Source organism: Ruminococcus intestinalis (genome assembly GCF_014288065.1).
GTDB classification, from domain to species: Bacteria; Bacillota; Clostridia; order Oscillospirales; family Acutalibacteraceae; genus Ruminococcoides; species Ruminococcoides intestinale_A.
The window spans coordinates 53,691-69,962 of record NZ_JACOPS010000007.1; the positions used below are offsets into that span (position 1 = coordinate 53,691).

A 16,272-nucleotide genomic window follows, 5' to 3' on the forward strand; every position below is an offset into this window, starting at 1 on the left:
GGTTTTACTTCCCCTTTCTCAGCATTTCAATTATTGCTTTTGCCTGCGGGCTTTCCAAAAGCTCTTTTGTTTTTTGCGGGTCGTTTAAAATTTCCTCCACTGTTTTTTGAGTTTTACTGTCGGCATTTTTAAAAATGCTGTTTGCATTGCCCTTTTTTGCAGCGGATTTCAGCTCGTTTTCCGACAGGTTGAGCTGTTGCGACATTTGTTTAAGCATATCCTGCATATTCTTATTATCAGCCATATAAACACCTCGGATAATAATATGCGTATTTATATATTTTTATAACACTTAGCTTTAGTTTTGCGGAGGTAAGTATGAGAATTTTAGTTTTGTCCGATACACACGGAGATTTTAACAGAATGATGAAAGCCGTTACCGAGCAGCCGACTGCAGAGGTTATTATTCACTGCGGCGACGGCGAAGAACAGGTTGAATATTTAAAACAGAATTTTAAGGATAAAATGGTTGTCGGCGTGCGTGGCAATTGCGATTGGGGCAGTATGCTGCCTGCGACCGAAACCTTGAGAATAAACGGAAAGACAATTTTTATAACCCACGGTCATTTGTATAACGCAAAGGTGGGACTTTACACAATTATGTGCGCCGCACGAGAGGCAAAAGCTGATATTCTCTGCTTCGGTCATACTCACTCTGCGCTTTCTATGTACGAGGACGGACTTTATGTTCTTAACCCGGGCAGCTGCGGCGGATATATGGCAAGCTACGGAATAATTGATATTACCGACAAGGGTGAAATTATTACCAATACCGTAGCTGTAAAATGATTTTTGTAGCATTATGAACATTTTTGTGTTATACTAAAATAAGGTCGGGAGGCGAAAGGTTGAATTACACGGATTTTGAGTTTGACGAGGCTTTAAAGCAAAGGCTTGACAGCCTGTATTCACAGAACAGACAACCTCACGCAATAGTAATTGAGGGCGCAGACGCCGAAAAATGCAAGGGGCTTGCAACCTTTCTTACAATGAGGGCGGTGTGCAGAGCCGAAAATAAGCCTTGCGGAAAATGCGAGCAGTGCATAAAAGCAAGGGAGAAGGTGCACCCCGACATTTACTATGCCCAACCTGAAAAGAAATCGCAGATTTATTCCATTGAGCAAATGCGAGATATTATTGAAAACGCAAGTATTCGCCCGAATGAGGCGGATATAAAGATTTTTGTGTTTGAAAGTGCAGATACAAGGCTTTCGCCTGTGGTACAAAATTCATTTTTGAAGTTGCTTGAAGAACCGCCGCAGAATTGCCTGTTTTTGTTGCTTTGCAAAAATTCAAGAGGATTGCTCAACACTATTTTGTCACGCTGTACCGTGCTTACCGTTAAAGGTGAAGAAAGCTACAGCGAGCAGGCAACCGAGCTTGCAAGAGCGGTGGCAGAGGGAACGATTGCGCCGAGCGAGTGGCAGTTGCTGTCGGCATTGACAGGCTTTTCCGACAGAAAACTTGCAGACGAAACCCTTGCCGTGCTTACGGTGATTTTCAGAGATTGCATAGCGGTTGCACGGGGAATAAGTGCGAGAATAGACGGTCAGCTTGCACAAAAGCTGAATAAAAGAATAACTACGGGTATGGCTTTGCAGCTTGTAGAGGCAACCGAGCTTGCAAGGCAGAAAATACCGCAGAATGTAAATATGGATTTGCTTTCCGCTTTTTTGAGCGGGGAGTACAGGAGGATAATATGGCAGAGGTAATCGGAGTCAGATTTAAAGAAGTCGGCAAGGTCTATTACTTTGACCCGCTTGATAATAAGTTAAGCGCCGGTGATATGGTAATTGTAGAAACCGCAAGAGGTCTTGAGTGCGGTAAGGTTGCCACACCGAATAAAACGGTTTCTGATGAAGAGCTTGCGTATCCGCTCAAGCCGCTTATCAGAATTGCAACCGAAAATGACCTTCGTCACCTTGAGGAAAACAAACTTAAGGAGAAGGAGGCATACAGAATTTGCGAGCAGAAAATTGCAAACCACAAACTTGAAATGAAGCTTGTAAGCGTTGAATGTACTTTTGACAACAGTAAAATTTTGTTTTACTTTACAGCAGACGGCAGAGTGGATTTCAGAGCGCTTGTAAAGGATTTGGCGTCTGTATTCAGAACAAGAATCGAGTTAAGACAGATAGGTGTGCGTGACGAGGCAAAAATGCTCGGCGGACTCGGTGTATGCGGAAAACCGTTTTGCTGTGCAAGTTTTATGGGCGAGTTTCAGCCTGTTTCAATAAAAATGGCAAAGGAGCAGGGACTTTCGCTTTCACCCGTAAAGATTTCGGGTACTTGCGGCAGACTTATGTGCTGCCTTAAGTACGAGCAGGACGCATACACAGACCTGTTAAAGAAAACTCCTAAGGTTGGCGCAATAGTCAATACACCTGACGGAAAAGGTCTTGTAGTGGAAAATAACCTTATTGCCCGCACGCTTAAGGTTAAACTGAACAACACTCCGCCCGAAGCACCGGCAAAGACTTTTAATGTAAAGCAGTGCAAAATTGTTAAAGACGGCTACATTAAAGTCGATAAAGAAGAAATGGAAAAATTAAAAGGGTTAGAGTAAACTAACCAAAAATACCTTTTGGAAAATATTTATTTTTGAAAAATGTTCTAAAAATATTGCATTTTTAAAAATATATGTTACAATATAGGTGTAATATTTCACAGGAGGTGTTTTTGAATGGCATACCAGATTAGTGATGAGTGCATCAAGTGCGGAGCTTGTGCTGAGGAGTGTCCTGTAAGCGCAATTTCTGAGGGCGATGACAAGTATGTTATCGACGCTGATGTTTGTGTAGAGTGCGGAGCATGCGAGGCAACTTGCCCGGTAGGAGCACCTGCTCAGGCATAAGTTAATACTTAATGGAATTTAAAGACAGCAAGGATTTTTCCTTGCTGTTTTTTGTTTAGGCTTTTATAAAAAATTTGGAGAAAATTATTGAAAAAAGGTTTTGTACTAAATGTTGGGGTAACAATAATAAATTATGGTTTAACTCACAGTTTAGCCAAGCAATTATAAAAGTTTGGTCGACCTTTTCAAAGGTCGTGGGTGTGGGCAAAGCCCACAAATACTTTCCGTTTACGCAATCTGACGATAGCCAAACAGCTCGCTGTTTGGCGGCTTGAACGCAACGGCGAATGCCTTTGCAAGAGCAACAAAAGGAAATAAACATCATTTTAATAGTCAACGCAATGCGTTGACTATGTTTTTAGCATTTCTGTTTATAATGGCTGTCGCCTGTTTTGTCAAACTAAGTGCAAGCACGCAAACAGCGTGGCTGTTTGCGCCTGATAAATTGTTATATCGGAAGATTTTTATGGGCGCTGCCCAAACCCGCAATTTTTGAAAAAATTGAGTAAACTTTTTTGCTTTTGGGAGGATAATTTAGCGTTAGCTGAATTTCAATGCCCGACCGACACTCCGCTAAACCACAATTTACCCCAACTTTTGATAAAGAACCTGAAAAAACTTTAATAAAAACCGCAAAAAACCGCTTGATGCATAAAACACCAAGCGGTTAAATATTTTTTATTTAAAATCAGCCGTTAAAAGAATAGTTTGGAGCTTCCTTTGTAATCTGAATGTCATGTGGGTGGCTTTCACGAAGACCTGCTCCTGAAATTCTTACAAACTGTGCTTTCTGATGAAGGTCAGAAATAGTTGCACAACCTGTGTAACCCATACCGGACTTAAGACCGCCCATAAGCTGATAAATTGTGTCGCCGAGAGTTCCCTTGTAGGGTACTCTGCCTTCAACACCTTCCGGAACAAACTTGTTGTTGCTTGCCTGGAAGTATCTGTCGGAGCTGCCTTTGCCCATAGCGCCAAGGCTACCCATACCACGGTAAACCTTGAACTGTCTGCCCTGATAAATCTCTTTTTCTCCCGGGCTTTCTTCGCAACCTGCAACAAGTGAGCCGACCATAACTACGCTGCCGCCTGCCGCAAGAGCCTTAACTATATCACCGCTGTACTTGATACCGCCGTCTGCAATAACCGGTACACCGTACTTAGATGCCTCACAAGCCGCATCGTAAATTGCTGTAATCTGCGGTACGCCGATACCTGCAACAATTCTTGTTGTACAGATAGAACCCGGACCGATACCAACCTTTACTGTGTCTGCACCTGCCTCAATAAGAGCCTTGGCAGCCTCTGCTGTAGCAATGTTTCCGGCAACGAGCGGAACATTAGGATAAGCCTTTTTAACTTTGGCAACTGTTTTTAAAATGTTTGAGTTGTGACCGTGAGCGGAGTCGAGGAAGAGTACATCGACCTGTGACTCAACAAGAGCGGCAACTCTGTCGAGAACATCTGCTGTAGCGCCGATAGCCGCACCGCAGAGGAGTCTGCCTTTGTCATCACGGGCTGAATTAGGATACTGAACCGACTTTTCAATATCTTTAATTGTAATAAGTCCCTTAAGACTGCCGTCAGAGCCTACAAGCGGAAGCTTTTCAATTCTGTGTTTACGGAGAATTTCCTGTGCCTGCTTTAATGTTGTGCCTACAGGAGCGGTAACAAGGCTTTCGTAAGTCATAACGTTTGCGATAGGCTGGTTAAAGTCAGCGCCGGTCATAAAGCGAAGGTCACGGTTTGTGATAATACCTACAAGTTTGCCGTCACGGCAGATCGGAACACCGGAAATTTTATATTTGCCCATAAGGTCGTTAGCGTCACGGACTGTATTTTCAGGAGAAAGGAAGAACGGATTTACAATAACACCGTTTTCACTTCTCTTAACACGGTCAACCTGGTCAGCCTGCTTTTCAATGCTCATATTCTTATGAATAGCACCGATACCGCCCTCTCTGGCAATAGCAATAGCCATTGCGGTTTCGGTTACAGTGTCCATTGCAGCAGTAACAACAGGAGTGTTAAGCTTAATATTTTTTGTAAGATTTGATGAAATATCAACATTCTTAGGTTCTACATCAGACTCACCGGGGATGAGAAGAACATCATCAAAGGTAAGACCTTCTTTGCCGAATTTCTGATTGTAATCTGTATTCAACATAAACTATCCTCCATTTTCCTTTTCTCATACATAATTGTTTATTATTAAATTTTATTATATCAAATAATTCACTCAAGTGCAACAGATAATTTGCAGTTTTTAAAATTTTTATAACGAATTTTCTGAGCCTGTAAATAAGACGGCATTTTGTGAATAATATAAAATGTTTATAAAGTATTATTGTGTATTCGGCAATTGTACTTCGTTGTTTTCAATAGTATTTTAATGTTTTAATATGCAAAATGCCAAAAATATTTTGCTTTTTAAGATGTATAAAAAACGCTTTTTATAAACTTTATTACAACATCAAAAAATCCTTGCTTTAAAAACTTATGCGTATTATAATATAGGATAGTTATTTGGCTTATGATTTACGAAAGGACAGATTTTATGCCTTTTATAGATGTTAAAACTAATGTGACTTTCTCAAAGGAGAAAGCAGACGAACTTATGAAAGAGCTTTCCGGTTCGCTTAAGGCAATCGGCAAGAGCGAGGCGTATGTTATGTGCGCCGTTAATGACGGATTAAAAATGAGTTTTCAGGGCAGCAGTGACGAGCCTGCGGCAATAGTTGAAGTAAAACTTCTGGGCAAGGGTATAAAAGACGGCTATGCCAAAGTTACCGAGAATATCTGCAATATTATGCAGACAAACGGCATTGCGGGCAAGCGTTGCTATGTTAAGTACGATGAAGTAGAGCATTGGGGTATGGACAGCTTTATGTTCTGAAAACAGACTGTTATTTACCGAATAATTATCTATATATTTTACGGGAGAAAGAGTTATTATGAGAATTGTTGTTCTTGCAGGCGGATTAAGTACAGAGCGTGATGTATCAATATCTTCGGGTATTAAGGTAGCGTCTGCTTTGCGTGAAAAAGGTAACGAAGTAGTTTTGCTTGATGTATTTATGGGTTACGAAGAGAATTTCTGCGACATTGACGCACTCTTCAAGCACAATTACAGCTTTACGGACAGCCTCGGTGTCGGCACGGAAATTCCCGACATTAAGACAGTCAAGGAGAACCGCCTTGATAAATCGTCAAGATTTATCGGTATGAATGTTATTGAAATCTGCGCCGAGGCAGATATTACATATCTTGCTCTTCACGGCGGTGAGGGCGAGAACGGTCAGATTCAGGCTACACTTGACCTTTTCGGCATCAAATACACGGGTTCGGGTTATCTCGGCTCTGCGCTTGCTATGAATAAGGCGCTTACAAAGAGCGTACTTATTCAGAACAGAGTTACAACCCCTGCGGGCAGAGTTTACAAGTCAGCTCAAGACGCAGAGGATTGGAGTTACTATCCTTGCGTTGTAAAACCGTGTTCGGGCGGTTCAAGCGTAGGCATTACAAAGGCAGAAAACAGAGCGGAGTATTTAGAGTCTGTAAAAGAGGCTTTCAAATATGAAAAAGAAATCGTAGTTGAGCAGTTCGTAGATGGCAGAGAGTTCTCCGTAGGCGTTATCGGCGGCAGAGCATTGCCTCCGATTGAGATTATTCCTAAGACAGGTTTCTACGATTATGTGGCAAAGTATCAGGCAGGCGCAACAGACGAAATTTGCCCTGCTGACATTACTGCAAGCGAGGACGATGTTCTTCGTAAAGCTGCCGAGGCTGCGTTTAAGGCTCTCAACTTGCAGAGCTATGCAAGAATTGACTTTATTCTTGATAAAGTATCGGGCGAGGCTTATTGTCTTGAGGCAAACTCACTTCCCGGTATGACTCCGACAAGCTTGCTCCCACAGGAGGCAGCGGCAGAGGGTATTGACTATCCGTCACTTTGCGAAAAAATCATTGAAGTTTCTCTTGAGAAATACAATTAATAAAACAGAGGTGTTTTGCCGTGAACGAGGCTGTACTTCTTTATAATTATAAAGGCGACAGACTGAAAGCCGTAAGAAATACGCTTTTGTCTATGAAAATACCTGTAAAAACAGCGGCGAAAAAGGACTTTTCAAAGCCTATAGGAACATTGTTCGGATTAAAGGATATTGAACCGTTGCCCGACGATTCTCCGAACTTTGACGATGAGCTTATGGTTATCAAGGATTTTCCGCACCTTACATTTAATGTTATGCTTAAAAAACTTGAAAGCCACGGCATAAATAAAATGCCTCTGATTTGTGCCCTCACTCCCGACAACAGCCGTTGGAGCGGAAACAGACTTTATCAAAAAGTCAGCGAGGACCATTTAAAAGACAATAACCTTAAGGTTAAATTATAATTTACGGTTTTGCAGAGCGGTATTTAACAAAATACTGCTCTGCTTTTATAAATTTATATATTTTCGTTGAATCCGTTTTTATATTCTGGAAGAAAGAGGGGAATATTTTGATTTTTAATATAACAATAGAAGAAGTAATTTCACAAAATTTTAATATTGAAGCAAACACTTATAATGAAGCTATAAGTATTGCAAAAGAAAAATATAATAATGGCGAATATGTTTTAGAGCCGGGCAATTTATTAGAAAAAAGGATAGCTGTTTTAAATGGTAAAAATTGTGAATGGATTGAGTTTTAATGAATTATAATTTTAACTTATCACTTATTGAAAACTATAAAAGTAATTCTCAAAAAATAAGAGTAATGAGTGAAACTTGGCTTGCAGAAAATGTTTATTGCCCTTATTGTGGCAATTCACACTTAAGTAAATTTGCTAACAATAAACCGGTGGCAGATTTTTATTGTGACTCTTGTGGAGAAGTATTTGAATTAAAAGCAAAAGAGAATAATATAGGCAAAAAAATAACCGATGGGGCTTATTCAACGATGATTGAAAGAATAACAAGTATTTCTAATCCGGATTTATTTGTTATGCAATACACAAAGGAGTACCAAGTCTTAAATCTTTTAGTTGTACCAAAATTCTTTTTCACGCCGGAGATAATTGAAAAAAGAAAACCGCTTTCTGAAAATGCAAGAAGAGCGGGTTGGATTGGGTGTAATATACTTATTAGCGATATACCTAAGCAGGGAAAAATATTTATTGTCGACCGTCAACATTTGCGAAACAAAGAAGATGTTATCAATGATTATAAATTAATTAAAAATATGCAGACCAACAACATTAATAACAGAGGTTGGCTATTTGATGTGCTTAATTGTATAAACGAGATACCCGATAAAGAGTTTAAACTAAATGATGTTTATAGGTTTATTGAGGTACTAAAAGAAAAACATATTAATAATAATCACATTGAGGCAAAAATCAGACAACAATTACAGCTGTTACGAGATAAAGGATATATAGAATTTTTAGAAAGAGGACATTATAGAAAAATAAATTTGTAATATGTATCCACCGTATGCTAACATAATTAAATATAGTGACGGACTTGAAAATGATTTATCACAGTTAAAAGTAAAAGACTTTCTTGAACAAATGAAACCTGTTGCAAAAGAATGTTACAGAGTATTAAAAAAAGAAAAATTTTGTGCAATTCTTATGGGAGATACAAGACAAAAAGGACATATGATTCCGATGAGTTTTCAAGTTATGAAAATATTTCAGGATGCAGGTTTTACTTTAAAAGAACTTATAATCAAGGAACAGCATAATTGCCGAGCCACAGGATATTGGAAAACAAACAGTGTAAAATATAACTTTTTACTCATTGCACACGAATATCTTTTTGTATTTCATAAAATTTGATTTAATAAAAAGTCAGTGAGAACCATTTAAAAGACAATAACCTTAAGGTTAAATTATAATTTACGGTTTTGCAGAGCGGTATCGGTGTAAATATCGCCCTGCTTTTGTTTTTGCTTTTTTAAGTGACGGGTGAATGATTTGGCAAAGTAACAATTGGGTGACAAGGCTGTCTTCTTTTATTGTAAAAATTTGTCTTAAACAGTGCATTAAAAACCTAAATTTTAATATCTTTTTCCGTAATGTAAAAATTACAGAATTTTTACGGATATTTTGTAGGAATTAGCAAATTTATCTTACCTTTTTTACTTGATTTATTTTGGTTTTTGTATTACTATAATAGATGTATGATTTTTTTAAAAAGAAAAGGGGATCTCTATGAAAAAAGTTATTTCATTGGCGCTTGCGGCCGTAATTTGTTCGGCTTCAATGCTCCTTGCCGCTTGTGGTGGCAACACGACAAAAACCATTGCAACTGTTGATGACCTTGAGGGCGCAAAAATCGGCGTTCAGCTCGGTACAACAGGCGACATTTATGCAAGTGATTACGAGGAAAAGGGTTCAACGGTAGAACGCTTTAACAAGGGTGCAGACGCTGTTCTCGCTCTTACACAGGGCAAGATTGACTGCGTTATCATTGACAGCGAGCCTGCTAAGGCTTTTGTTGCCGCTAATGACGGTCTTAAGATTCTTGACGAACCGTTTGCGGAAGAAGAATATGCAATCTGCGTAGCTAAGGACAATACAGAACTCCTCGGCAAAATCAACACAGCTCTTGCAGAGCTCAAAGCTGACGGTACAACAGAGTCAATCGAAAAGAACTTCATCGGCGACGATACAAAGGGAAAAACACCTTATGTAACTCCTGCAGGAACAGATTATCCGAACGGCGAGCTTCATATGGCAACAAACGCTTTCTTTGAGCCTTACGAGTATTATGACGGCGACACAGTAGTAGGTATTGACGCATCTATGGCACAGGCTATCTGCGACAAACTCGGATACAAGCTTGTTATTGACGATATGGACTTTGATTCTATCATAACATCTGTTCAGACAGGCAAGGCTGATTTCGGTATGGCAGGTATGACAGTAACAGATGAAAGATTACAGTCAATCAACTTCTCTGACAGCTATACAACAGCTACTCAGGTAATTATAGTTAAAGAATAATTAAAGATTTTTCCGGAAAGGCAGCATAAAAGCTGCTTTTCTGATATATAAAGGAATTTAACATATGGATAAGTTTTTTCAAGAAATAGCTGCGAGCTTTCAGAGAACTTTTATTAATGACGACCGTTGGATGCAATTTTTAAGAGGTCTTGGAGTAACGATTGAAATCACAGTCGTTGCCGCCGTTATAGGTATTATCCTCGGTTTTTTAATCGCAATGGTTCGTTCGACTTACGACAAGAACCTTGTCGGTAAAAAATGCAGAAAGCCGAGTGATTATTTACTCAAGTTTTTAAATGTTCTCTGCAATATCTATATTACGGTAATCAGAGGTACTCCTGTTGTAATTCAGCTTATGATTATGTATTACATCATATTTTCATCGTCAAGAAACGGAATTATCGCAGCGGTACTCGCATTCGGTATCAATTCAGGCGCATATGTAGCCGAAATTGTGCGTTCGGGTATTATGTCAATCGACAAAGGTCAGTTTGAGGCAAGCCGTTCGCTCGGATTTAATTACAGCAGCACAATGCTCCATGTAATTCTTCCGCAGGCTTTCAAAAATGTTTTGCCTGCACTCGGCAACGAGTTTATTGTGCTTGTAAAGGAAACTTCAGTTGCCGGTTATGTTGCACTCCAGGATCTTACTTATGTGGGCAATCTTATTCGTTCAAGAACTTACGAGGCATTTTTCCCGCTTATTTCGGTTGCGGCAATCTACCTTGTTATAGTATTGATTCTGACATACTTCCTCAAAAAACTTGAAAGGAGGTTGCGCAGCAGTGACCACTAACAATGATATTTTAATTAAGGTCGAGGGACTGAAAAAGTATTTTGGCAATAACGAAGTGCTCAAGGGCATTAATGCCGAAATTCACAAGGGCGATGTAATGGTGGTTATCGGTGCGTCGGGTTCGGGTAAATCAACTTTTTTGCGTTGCCTTAACCTGCTTGAAGAGCCGACAGACGGAAAAATCATTTTTGACGGCATTGATATTAACGACAGAAATGTAGATATAAACCTCCACCGCAGAAAAATGGGTATGGTGTTTCAGCAGTTTAACCTTTTCCCTCATATGACAGTGCTCAAGAATATGATTCTCGGCCCTGTAAAACTTCTTAAAAAGAGTAAGGAAGAGGCTACCAAAGAGGCAATGGAGCTGCTTGAAAGAGTAGGGCTTGCAGACAGAGCAAATGACTATCCGTCACAGCTTTCGGGCGGTCAAAAACAGCGTGTGGCAATTGTCCGTGCGCTTTGTATGAATCCGGAGGTAATGCTTTTTGACGAGCCTACTTCCGCACTTGACCCCGAAATGGTAGGCGAAGTTCTTGAAGTAATGAAAAGGCTTGCAAAAGACGGAATGACAATGGTGGTTGTAACTCACGAAATGGGTTTTGCCCGTGAAGTAGGTACAAATGTTGTATTCGTTGATAAGGGCGTAATCGTAGAGCAAGCGCCGCCGCAGGAATTCTTTACAAACCCTAAGAATGACAGATTAAAGGAATTTTTGTCAAAGGTTTTTTGATTAAATAAACAATATGACAGTCTGATAAACAGTGCGTTTGTCAGACTGTTTTTTGTGCGATTTTTAACGGTTGCTAAACAATTATAAAAGTTTAAGGCTTGACCTGAATTTTTAAATTATTTTACTTAACCCGCCTGCTATACCATAATTTCCTCCAATTCTTAATAAAGAACCGTTTATAAAATATTTTCGAGATTTACTTACATTTACAATTTTTAAAAATCAAAATAATTTGCAAGCAATTGCTTGCATTTGCCGTCATAAGTGAATATAATATAGTTAAAGGAGCGTGATTTATATGGCAAATACTTCAGCAGTTTATGCCCGTATTGATACAGGTTTGAAAGAAAATGCGGAAAATATACTTGCACAGCTTGGTATTACTCCGTCAAGTGCAATTCAGATGCTTTACAGTCAGATTGTACTTACAAGAAGTCTACCCTTAAATCTTCAACTTCCTGTGGTTAAACCGACTGCTATCGGTTCAATGACTCAATCTGAATTAAATGCCGAATTAATAAAGGGTGAAGAATCTATAAAAGCAGGAAAAACCTATACGGCAGATGAGGTGGACGCTGAACTTGCAAAGGAATTCGGTATATGAATAAGTTATTTTCGGTTGTGTACTCTCCGAAAGCAAAGGACGATTTAAAAGGAATTTATACTTATATTGCTTTTTAAACGGTAGACACCCGCAGTTTGACCGTTACGGTTATCCGTATTTTTTACGGAGGGCAGGACATTGCAAATATTGCAGCGGATTTTGAAAACTTATAAATTGCGATTATCAACTGTTGATAAAATCTCAACACCTTTTTACCTCAAAATCGGTATTGATATTTCTTTACACGCTGTCGGGTGTTGCATTTTAGGGCAAAAATAATCTCCACAGGATTTATTTTCCTGTGGAGAATTTTATTTGCCTAAAAATCAAAATTTCTGAAAAATTTTTGCTTTTTTAGAAAAAAGCCCTTGACAACCTCCCTTTGGTAGCGTAAAATAGTACAATGTACCATAATGGGGTTATGTACCGACACAGTCGGACAAATCGTCAAAAAAATTTATCTTACAGGGGGATATTATCACAAAATCTCCAAAGTGTCAAGAGGTTTTTTTGACAGGGGCATTGCCCTCAAATTTATTAAGGAGTGATACGCCTATGGTTAATGTCAAACCCGTTAAGCTCGGCAATCGTGAACGAATGAGCTTTGGCAAAATCAATGAAGTTATTGATATGCCTAACCTTATTGATGTCCAGAAGCAGTCTTATCAGTGGTTCCTTGACGAAGGTCTTAAAGAAGTATTTAAGGATGTGTCGGGAATTACCGATTATCAAAATAATCTTGTGCTTGATTTTATTGATTACTCTATTGATGTTGATCACCCAAATTACAGCATTGTAGAATGTAAGTCAAGAGATGCTACATTCTCTGCCGCTTTGCGTGTTACAGCAAGACTTTTAAACAGAGCTACAGGTGAGATTAAAGAGAGCAATGTGTTTATGGGCGATTTCCCGCTTATGACACCGAGCGGCACATTCATCATCAACGGTGCAGAGCGTGTTATTGTATCTCAGCTTGTAAGAAGCCCGGGCGTTTATTATAAGATGGACCACGATAAAACAGGTAAAGAGCTTTACAGCGCTACCGTTATTCCTAACCGTGGTGCATGGCTTGAGTACGAAACAGACATCAACGATGTTTTCTATGTTCGTATCGATAAAAACCGTAAGCTTCCCGTTACAGCGTTCATCAGATCTTTAGGTCTTGGCACAGACGCTGAAATTCTCGACTTCTTCGGCGACGACGAGAGAATGAAAGCTACTATTGAAAAAGACCAGACAAGCAGTGTTGAAGAAGGTCTTATCGAAGTTTACAGAAAGCTCCGTCCGTCAGAGCCTCCTACAGTAGACAGCTCTCAACAGCATATCAATAATCTTTTCTTTGACCCCGGCAGATATGATATGTCAAGAGTAGGCAGATACAAGTATAACAAAAAACTCGGCATTGCCGACAGACTTGAAGGCCAGGTTATTGCAGAGCCTATCTCTAACCCACGCACAGGCGAGGTTATGGCTTTCAGAGATGAGAAAATTACTAAAGAAAAGGCTTTAGAAATCGAAAATGCCGGCGTTCAGATTGCTTATGTAAAAGCACCGGACGAAAAAATCGTTAAAGTTATTTCTAACGGTATGGTTGACATCAAGGCTTATGTTGACTTTGATGCAGAGGCTGAATGCGGAATCCGTGAGAATGTTCGTTTTGATGTTCTTTGCGAAATTCTTGACGCAGCACAGAACGAGGAAGAGCTTAAGGAAATGCTCACAGACAGAGCAGACGAGCTTACTCCTAACCATATCACAAAAGATGATATTTTTGCTACAATCAACTACCTTAACTGCGTGGCTCACGGTGTCGGCAGAACAGACGATATCGACCACCTCGGCAACAGAAGAATCCGTTGCGTAGGCGAGCTTTTACAGAACCAGGTAAGAATCGGTTTCTCAAGACTTGACAGAGTTGTAAGAGAAAGAATGGCTACACAGTCACAGGATATGGACTCGCTTTCTCCTAACTCACTTATCAATATTCGTCCGGTAACTGCCGCAATCAGAGAGTTCTTCGGTTCTTCTCCGCTTTCACAGTTCATGGACCAGACAAACCCACTCGCAGAGCTTACTCACAAGCGTCGTTTGTCAGCGCTCGGCCCGGGCGGTCTTTCAAGAGATCGTGCAGGCTTTGAAGTTCGAGATGTACACTACACCCACTACGGCAGAATGTGTCCTATCGAAACTCCTGAAGGACCTAACATCGGTCTTATTTCATACCTTACATCATTTGCAAGAATCAACAAGTACGGCTTTATCGAATCACCGTACCGTAAGATTAATAAAGAAACAGGCGTTGTTACAAACGAAGTTGTTTATATGACAGCCGATGTTGAAGACAACTACACCGTAGCACAGGCGAATGAGCCGCTTGACGAGAACGGCAGATTTGTTCATACCAGAGTTGTCGGCAGAAGAAGAGATGAATTCGTAGATCTTCCTGCAGACGAGTTTGACTTTATGGACGTATCGCCTAAGCAGGTACTTTCGGTTGCTACAGCTATGATTCCGTTCCTCGAAAACGATGACGCAAACCGTGCTCTTATGGGTGCGAACATGCAGCGTCAGGCAGTGCCTCTCCTCAGAACAGAAGCACCTATCGTAGGTACAGGTATGGAGTACAAGGCAGGTACAGACTCAGGCGTATGTATTCTTGCGGAAGAGGACGGCGTTGTATTAAGCGTTGACGCCCGCAACATTCGTGTACAGTACGATTCGGGCAGAATTCAGGACTTTGAGGTTATCAAGTTCCTTCGTTCTAACCAGGGTACATGTATCAACCAGCGTCCTATTGTTGAAAGAGGACAGAGAGTTAAGAAAGGTGAAGTTCTCGCTGACGGTCCTGCTACAGACCACGGTGAAGTTGCTATCGGTAAGAACGCACTCATCGGCTTTATGACCTGGGAAGGTTATAACTACGAGGATGCGGTTCTCCTTAACGAAAAAATCGTAAGAGATGATGTTTATACATCTATTCATATTGAGGAATACGATACAGAGGCAAGAGATACAAAGCTTGGCCCCGAAGAAATCACAAGAGATATTCCTAATGTCGGCGAAGATATGCTCAAGTACCTTAATGAAGACGGTATTATTCAGGTAGGTGCAGAGGTTCACGCAGGCGATATTCTTGTAGGTAAGGTTACACCAAAGGGTGAAACCGAGCTTACTGCCGAAGAAAGACTTTTGAGAGCTATCTTTGGCGAAAAGGCAAGAGAAGTAAGAGATACTTCACTCAGAGTACCTCACGGTGAGAGCGGTACAGTTGTAGATGTTAAGGTATTTACAAGAGCCGACAGCCGTAACGAACTCCAGCCGGGTGTAAATAAGGTTGTCAGAGTTTATCTTGCATTAAAGCGTAAAATCAGCGTTGGCGACAAGATGGCGGGTCGTCACGGTAATAAGGGTGTCGTTTCAAGAATTCTTCCTGTAGAGGATATGCCATTCCTTCCTGACGGCACACCGCTTGACATCGTACTTAACCCGTTGGGCGTACCTTCTCGTATGAACATCGGTCAGGTGCTCGAGGTTCACCTCGGCTATGCGGCTAAGGCACTTGGCTGGAAGATTATGACACCTGTATTTGACGGCGCTCACGAAGGCGATATTTTCCAGGCACTTAAAGATGCAGGTTACAGCGAGGACGGTAAGACATGGCTTATCGACGGCAGAACAGGCGAGCGTTTTGACAACCCTGTAACCGTCGGTTATATGTATTACCTTAAGCTCCATCACCTTGTTGACGAGAAGATTCACGCAAGAAGTACAGGTCCTTACTCACTCGTTACACAGCAGCCTCTCGGCGGTAAAGCACAGTTCGGCGGTCAGCGTTTCGGTGAGATGGAAGTTTGGGCACTTGAGGCTTACGGTGCGGCTTATACACTTCAGGAAATTCTTACCGTTAAGTCTGACGATGTTATCGGCAGAGTTAAGACTTATGAGGCAATCGTTAAGGGCCAGAACATTCCTGCACCGGGTATCCCTGAATCATTCAGAGTTCTTATTAAAGAATTGCAGTCACTTGCTCTTGATGTTCGTGTTCTTGACGCACAGGGCGAGGAAATTGACATTAAGCAGAAGTTTGATGAGGACGAAGACATTACAGATGCAGCTACAACCGAGTTCAACGAGGAGAGCGTAATGACCGAGTCAATGGACGGTTACAACCTCGATGAAGAAGGCGAAGAGGGCAATATGTTTGACGATTCGGGTCTTGCAGTAGATGACGATGACAGCGACTACTTCGACTTTGACGACTTAAACAAGAATGATATGTAAGGAGGAAG

The 16,272-nt window shown here is 40.7% G+C and carries 18 protein-coding genes; 16 read left to right on the plus strand and 2 right to left on the minus strand.

The annotated features are described in order from the left end of the window. Window positions 1-4: 4 nt before the first annotated feature. Window positions 5-244 carry a hypothetical protein gene (locus H8R91_RS11740; RefSeq protein WP_022234785.1) on the minus strand — a complete coding sequence of 80 codons (240 nt, stop codon included), beginning with the start codon at window positions 242-244 and terminating at the stop codon, window positions 5-7. A gap of 74 nt (window positions 245-318) precedes the next feature. On the opposite strand from H8R91_RS11740, the gene H8R91_RS11745 reads away from it, so the two are divergent. From H8R91_RS11745 to H8R91_RS11765, 5 genes are all read left to right on the plus strand, one after another. Next, window positions 319-789, plus strand: a complete 471-nt coding sequence (locus H8R91_RS11745) for a metallophosphoesterase (RefSeq protein WP_022234786.1) — start codon at window positions 319-321, stop codon at window positions 787-789. Window positions 790-848: 59 nt separating this feature from the next. Next, a complete protein-coding gene (locus H8R91_RS11750; RefSeq protein ID WP_186936381.1) occupies window positions 849-1,712 on the plus strand; it encodes a DNA polymerase III delta subunit-related protein in 864 nt (287 codons plus the stop codon). Further along, the gene (locus H8R91_RS11755) at window positions 1,700-2,566 is read left to right on the plus strand and encodes a PSP1 domain-containing protein (protein WP_022234788.1); all 867 of its coding nucleotides are present in this window, start codon (window positions 1,700-1,702) and stop codon (window positions 2,564-2,566) included. Before H8R91_RS11750 ends, H8R91_RS11755 begins: the two co-directional genes overlap by 13 nt. Window positions 2,567-2,683: 117 nt before the next feature. Beyond that, window positions 2,684-2,854, plus strand: coding sequence for a 4Fe-4S ferredoxin (fdxA, locus tag H8R91_RS11760; RefSeq protein WP_022234789.1), 171 nt, complete (start codon window positions 2,684-2,686; stop codon window positions 2,852-2,854). Between the two features lie 271 nt (window positions 2,855-3,125). Next, complete coding sequence (locus H8R91_RS11765; RefSeq protein ID WP_186936382.1) at window positions 3,126-3,350, plus strand: hypothetical protein; 225 nt, start codon at window positions 3,126-3,128, stop codon at window positions 3,348-3,350. A gap of 192 nt (window positions 3,351-3,542) precedes the next feature. Here the strand turns inward: H8R91_RS11765 and guaB are convergent, their stop codons facing one another. After that, entirely contained in the window at window positions 3,543-5,021 is a 1,479-nt protein-coding gene (gene guaB / locus H8R91_RS11770; protein WP_186936383.1) for an IMP dehydrogenase, read from the minus strand. A 366-nt stretch (window positions 5,022-5,387) separates the two neighbouring features. Here guaB and H8R91_RS11775 point away from each other — a divergent pair, with 366 nt between their 5' ends. The 11 genes from H8R91_RS11775 (at window position 5,388) to rpoB (ending at window position 16,264) form a co-directional block, all read left to right on the plus strand. Further along, the gene (locus tag H8R91_RS11775; protein WP_186936384.1) at window positions 5,388-5,750 is read left to right on the plus strand and encodes a phenylpyruvate tautomerase MIF-related protein; all 363 of its coding nucleotides are present in this window, start codon (window positions 5,388-5,390) and stop codon (window positions 5,748-5,750) included. Window positions 5,751-5,808: 58 nt separating this feature from the next. Then, a complete protein-coding gene (locus H8R91_RS11780) occupies window positions 5,809-6,849 on the plus strand; it encodes a D-alanine--D-alanine ligase family protein (protein WP_186936385.1) in 1,041 nt (346 codons plus the stop codon). 20 nt (window positions 6,850-6,869) lie between these two features. Next, window positions 6,870-7,250 carry a DUF3783 domain-containing protein gene (locus H8R91_RS12470; protein WP_022234241.1) on the plus strand — a complete coding sequence of 127 codons (381 nt, stop codon included), beginning with the start codon at window positions 6,870-6,872 and terminating at the stop codon, window positions 7,248-7,250. Between the two features lie 107 nt (window positions 7,251-7,357). Then, complete coding sequence (locus H8R91_RS11790) at window positions 7,358-7,549, plus strand: DpnD/PcfM family protein (RefSeq protein ID WP_186936386.1); 192 nt, start codon at window positions 7,358-7,360, stop codon at window positions 7,547-7,549. Then, a complete protein-coding gene (locus H8R91_RS11795) occupies window positions 7,549-8,319 on the plus strand; it encodes a DpnI domain-containing protein (RefSeq protein ID WP_186936387.1) in 771 nt (256 codons plus the stop codon). Before H8R91_RS11790 ends, H8R91_RS11795 begins: the two co-directional genes overlap by 1 nt. A gap of 1 nt (window position 8,320) precedes the next feature. Continuing rightward, entirely contained in the window at window positions 8,321-8,680 is a 360-nt protein-coding gene (locus tag H8R91_RS11800; protein ID WP_279287616.1) for a DNA methyltransferase, read from the plus strand. 375 nt (window positions 8,681-9,055) lie between these two features. Then, window positions 9,056-9,850: a transporter substrate-binding domain-containing protein gene (locus H8R91_RS11805; protein WP_186936388.1), complete on the plus strand. Its 795-nt coding sequence runs from the start codon at window positions 9,056-9,058 to the stop codon at window positions 9,848-9,850. A 64-nt stretch (window positions 9,851-9,914) separates the two neighbouring features. Further along, a complete protein-coding gene (locus H8R91_RS11810) occupies window positions 9,915-10,646 on the plus strand; it encodes an amino acid ABC transporter permease (RefSeq protein ID WP_186936389.1) in 732 nt (243 codons plus the stop codon). Next, window positions 10,636-11,379, plus strand: a complete 744-nt coding sequence (locus tag H8R91_RS11815; RefSeq protein ID WP_022234235.1) for an amino acid ABC transporter ATP-binding protein — start codon at window positions 10,636-10,638, stop codon at window positions 11,377-11,379. Before H8R91_RS11810 ends, H8R91_RS11815 begins: the two co-directional genes overlap by 11 nt. A 298-nt stretch (window positions 11,380-11,677) precedes the next feature. Next, entirely contained in the window at window positions 11,678-11,983 is a 306-nt protein-coding gene (locus H8R91_RS11820; RefSeq protein WP_022234234.1) for a type II toxin-antitoxin system RelB/DinJ family antitoxin, read from the plus strand. Between the two features lie 555 nt (window positions 11,984-12,538). After that, a complete protein-coding gene (rpoB, locus tag H8R91_RS11825; protein ID WP_186936390.1) occupies window positions 12,539-16,264 on the plus strand; it encodes a DNA-directed RNA polymerase subunit beta in 3,726 nt (1,241 codons plus the stop codon). Window positions 16,265-16,272 lie beyond the last annotated feature (8 nt).

What these genes read in the sequence shown, in the direction of transcription:
- H8R91_RS11740 (WP_022234785.1), bottom strand. Translation starts at nt 244, where the DNA reads ATGGCTGATAATAAGAATATGCAGGATATGCTTAAACAAATGTCGCAA.
- H8R91_RS11745 (WP_022234786.1), top strand. Translation starts at nt 319, where the DNA reads ATGAGAATTTTAGTTTTGTCCGATACACACGGAGATTTTAACAGAATG.
- H8R91_RS11755 (WP_022234788.1), top strand. Translation starts at nt 1,700, where the DNA reads ATGGCAGAGGTAATCGGAGTCAGATTTAAAGAAGTCGGCAAGGTCTAT.
- fdxA (WP_022234789.1), top strand. Translation starts at nt 2,684, where the DNA reads ATGGCATACCAGATTAGTGATGAGTGCATCAAGTGCGGAGCTTGTGCT.
- guaB (WP_186936383.1), bottom strand. Translation starts at nt 5,021, where the DNA reads ATGTTGAATACAGATTACAATCAGAAATTCGGCAAAGAAGGTCTTACC.
- H8R91_RS11775 (WP_186936384.1), top strand. Translation starts at nt 5,388, where the DNA reads ATGATTTACGAAAGGACAGATTTTATGCCTTTTATAGATGTTAAAACT.
- H8R91_RS11780 (WP_186936385.1), top strand. Translation starts at nt 5,809, where the DNA reads ATGAGAATTGTTGTTCTTGCAGGCGGATTAAGTACAGAGCGTGATGTA.
- H8R91_RS11795 (WP_186936387.1), top strand. Translation starts at nt 7,549, where the DNA reads ATGAATTATAATTTTAACTTATCACTTATTGAAAACTATAAAAGTAAT.
- H8R91_RS11800 (WP_279287616.1), top strand. Translation starts at nt 8,321, where the DNA reads ATGTATCCACCGTATGCTAACATAATTAAATATAGTGACGGACTTGAA.
- H8R91_RS11805 (WP_186936388.1), top strand. Translation starts at nt 9,056, where the DNA reads ATGAAAAAAGTTATTTCATTGGCGCTTGCGGCCGTAATTTGTTCGGCT.
- H8R91_RS11810 (WP_186936389.1), top strand. Translation starts at nt 9,915, where the DNA reads ATGGATAAGTTTTTTCAAGAAATAGCTGCGAGCTTTCAGAGAACTTTT.
- H8R91_RS11820 (WP_022234234.1), top strand. Translation starts at nt 11,678, where the DNA reads ATGGCAAATACTTCAGCAGTTTATGCCCGTATTGATACAGGTTTGAAA.
- rpoB (WP_186936390.1), top strand. Translation starts at nt 12,539, where the DNA reads ATGGTTAATGTCAAACCCGTTAAGCTCGGCAATCGTGAACGAATGAGC.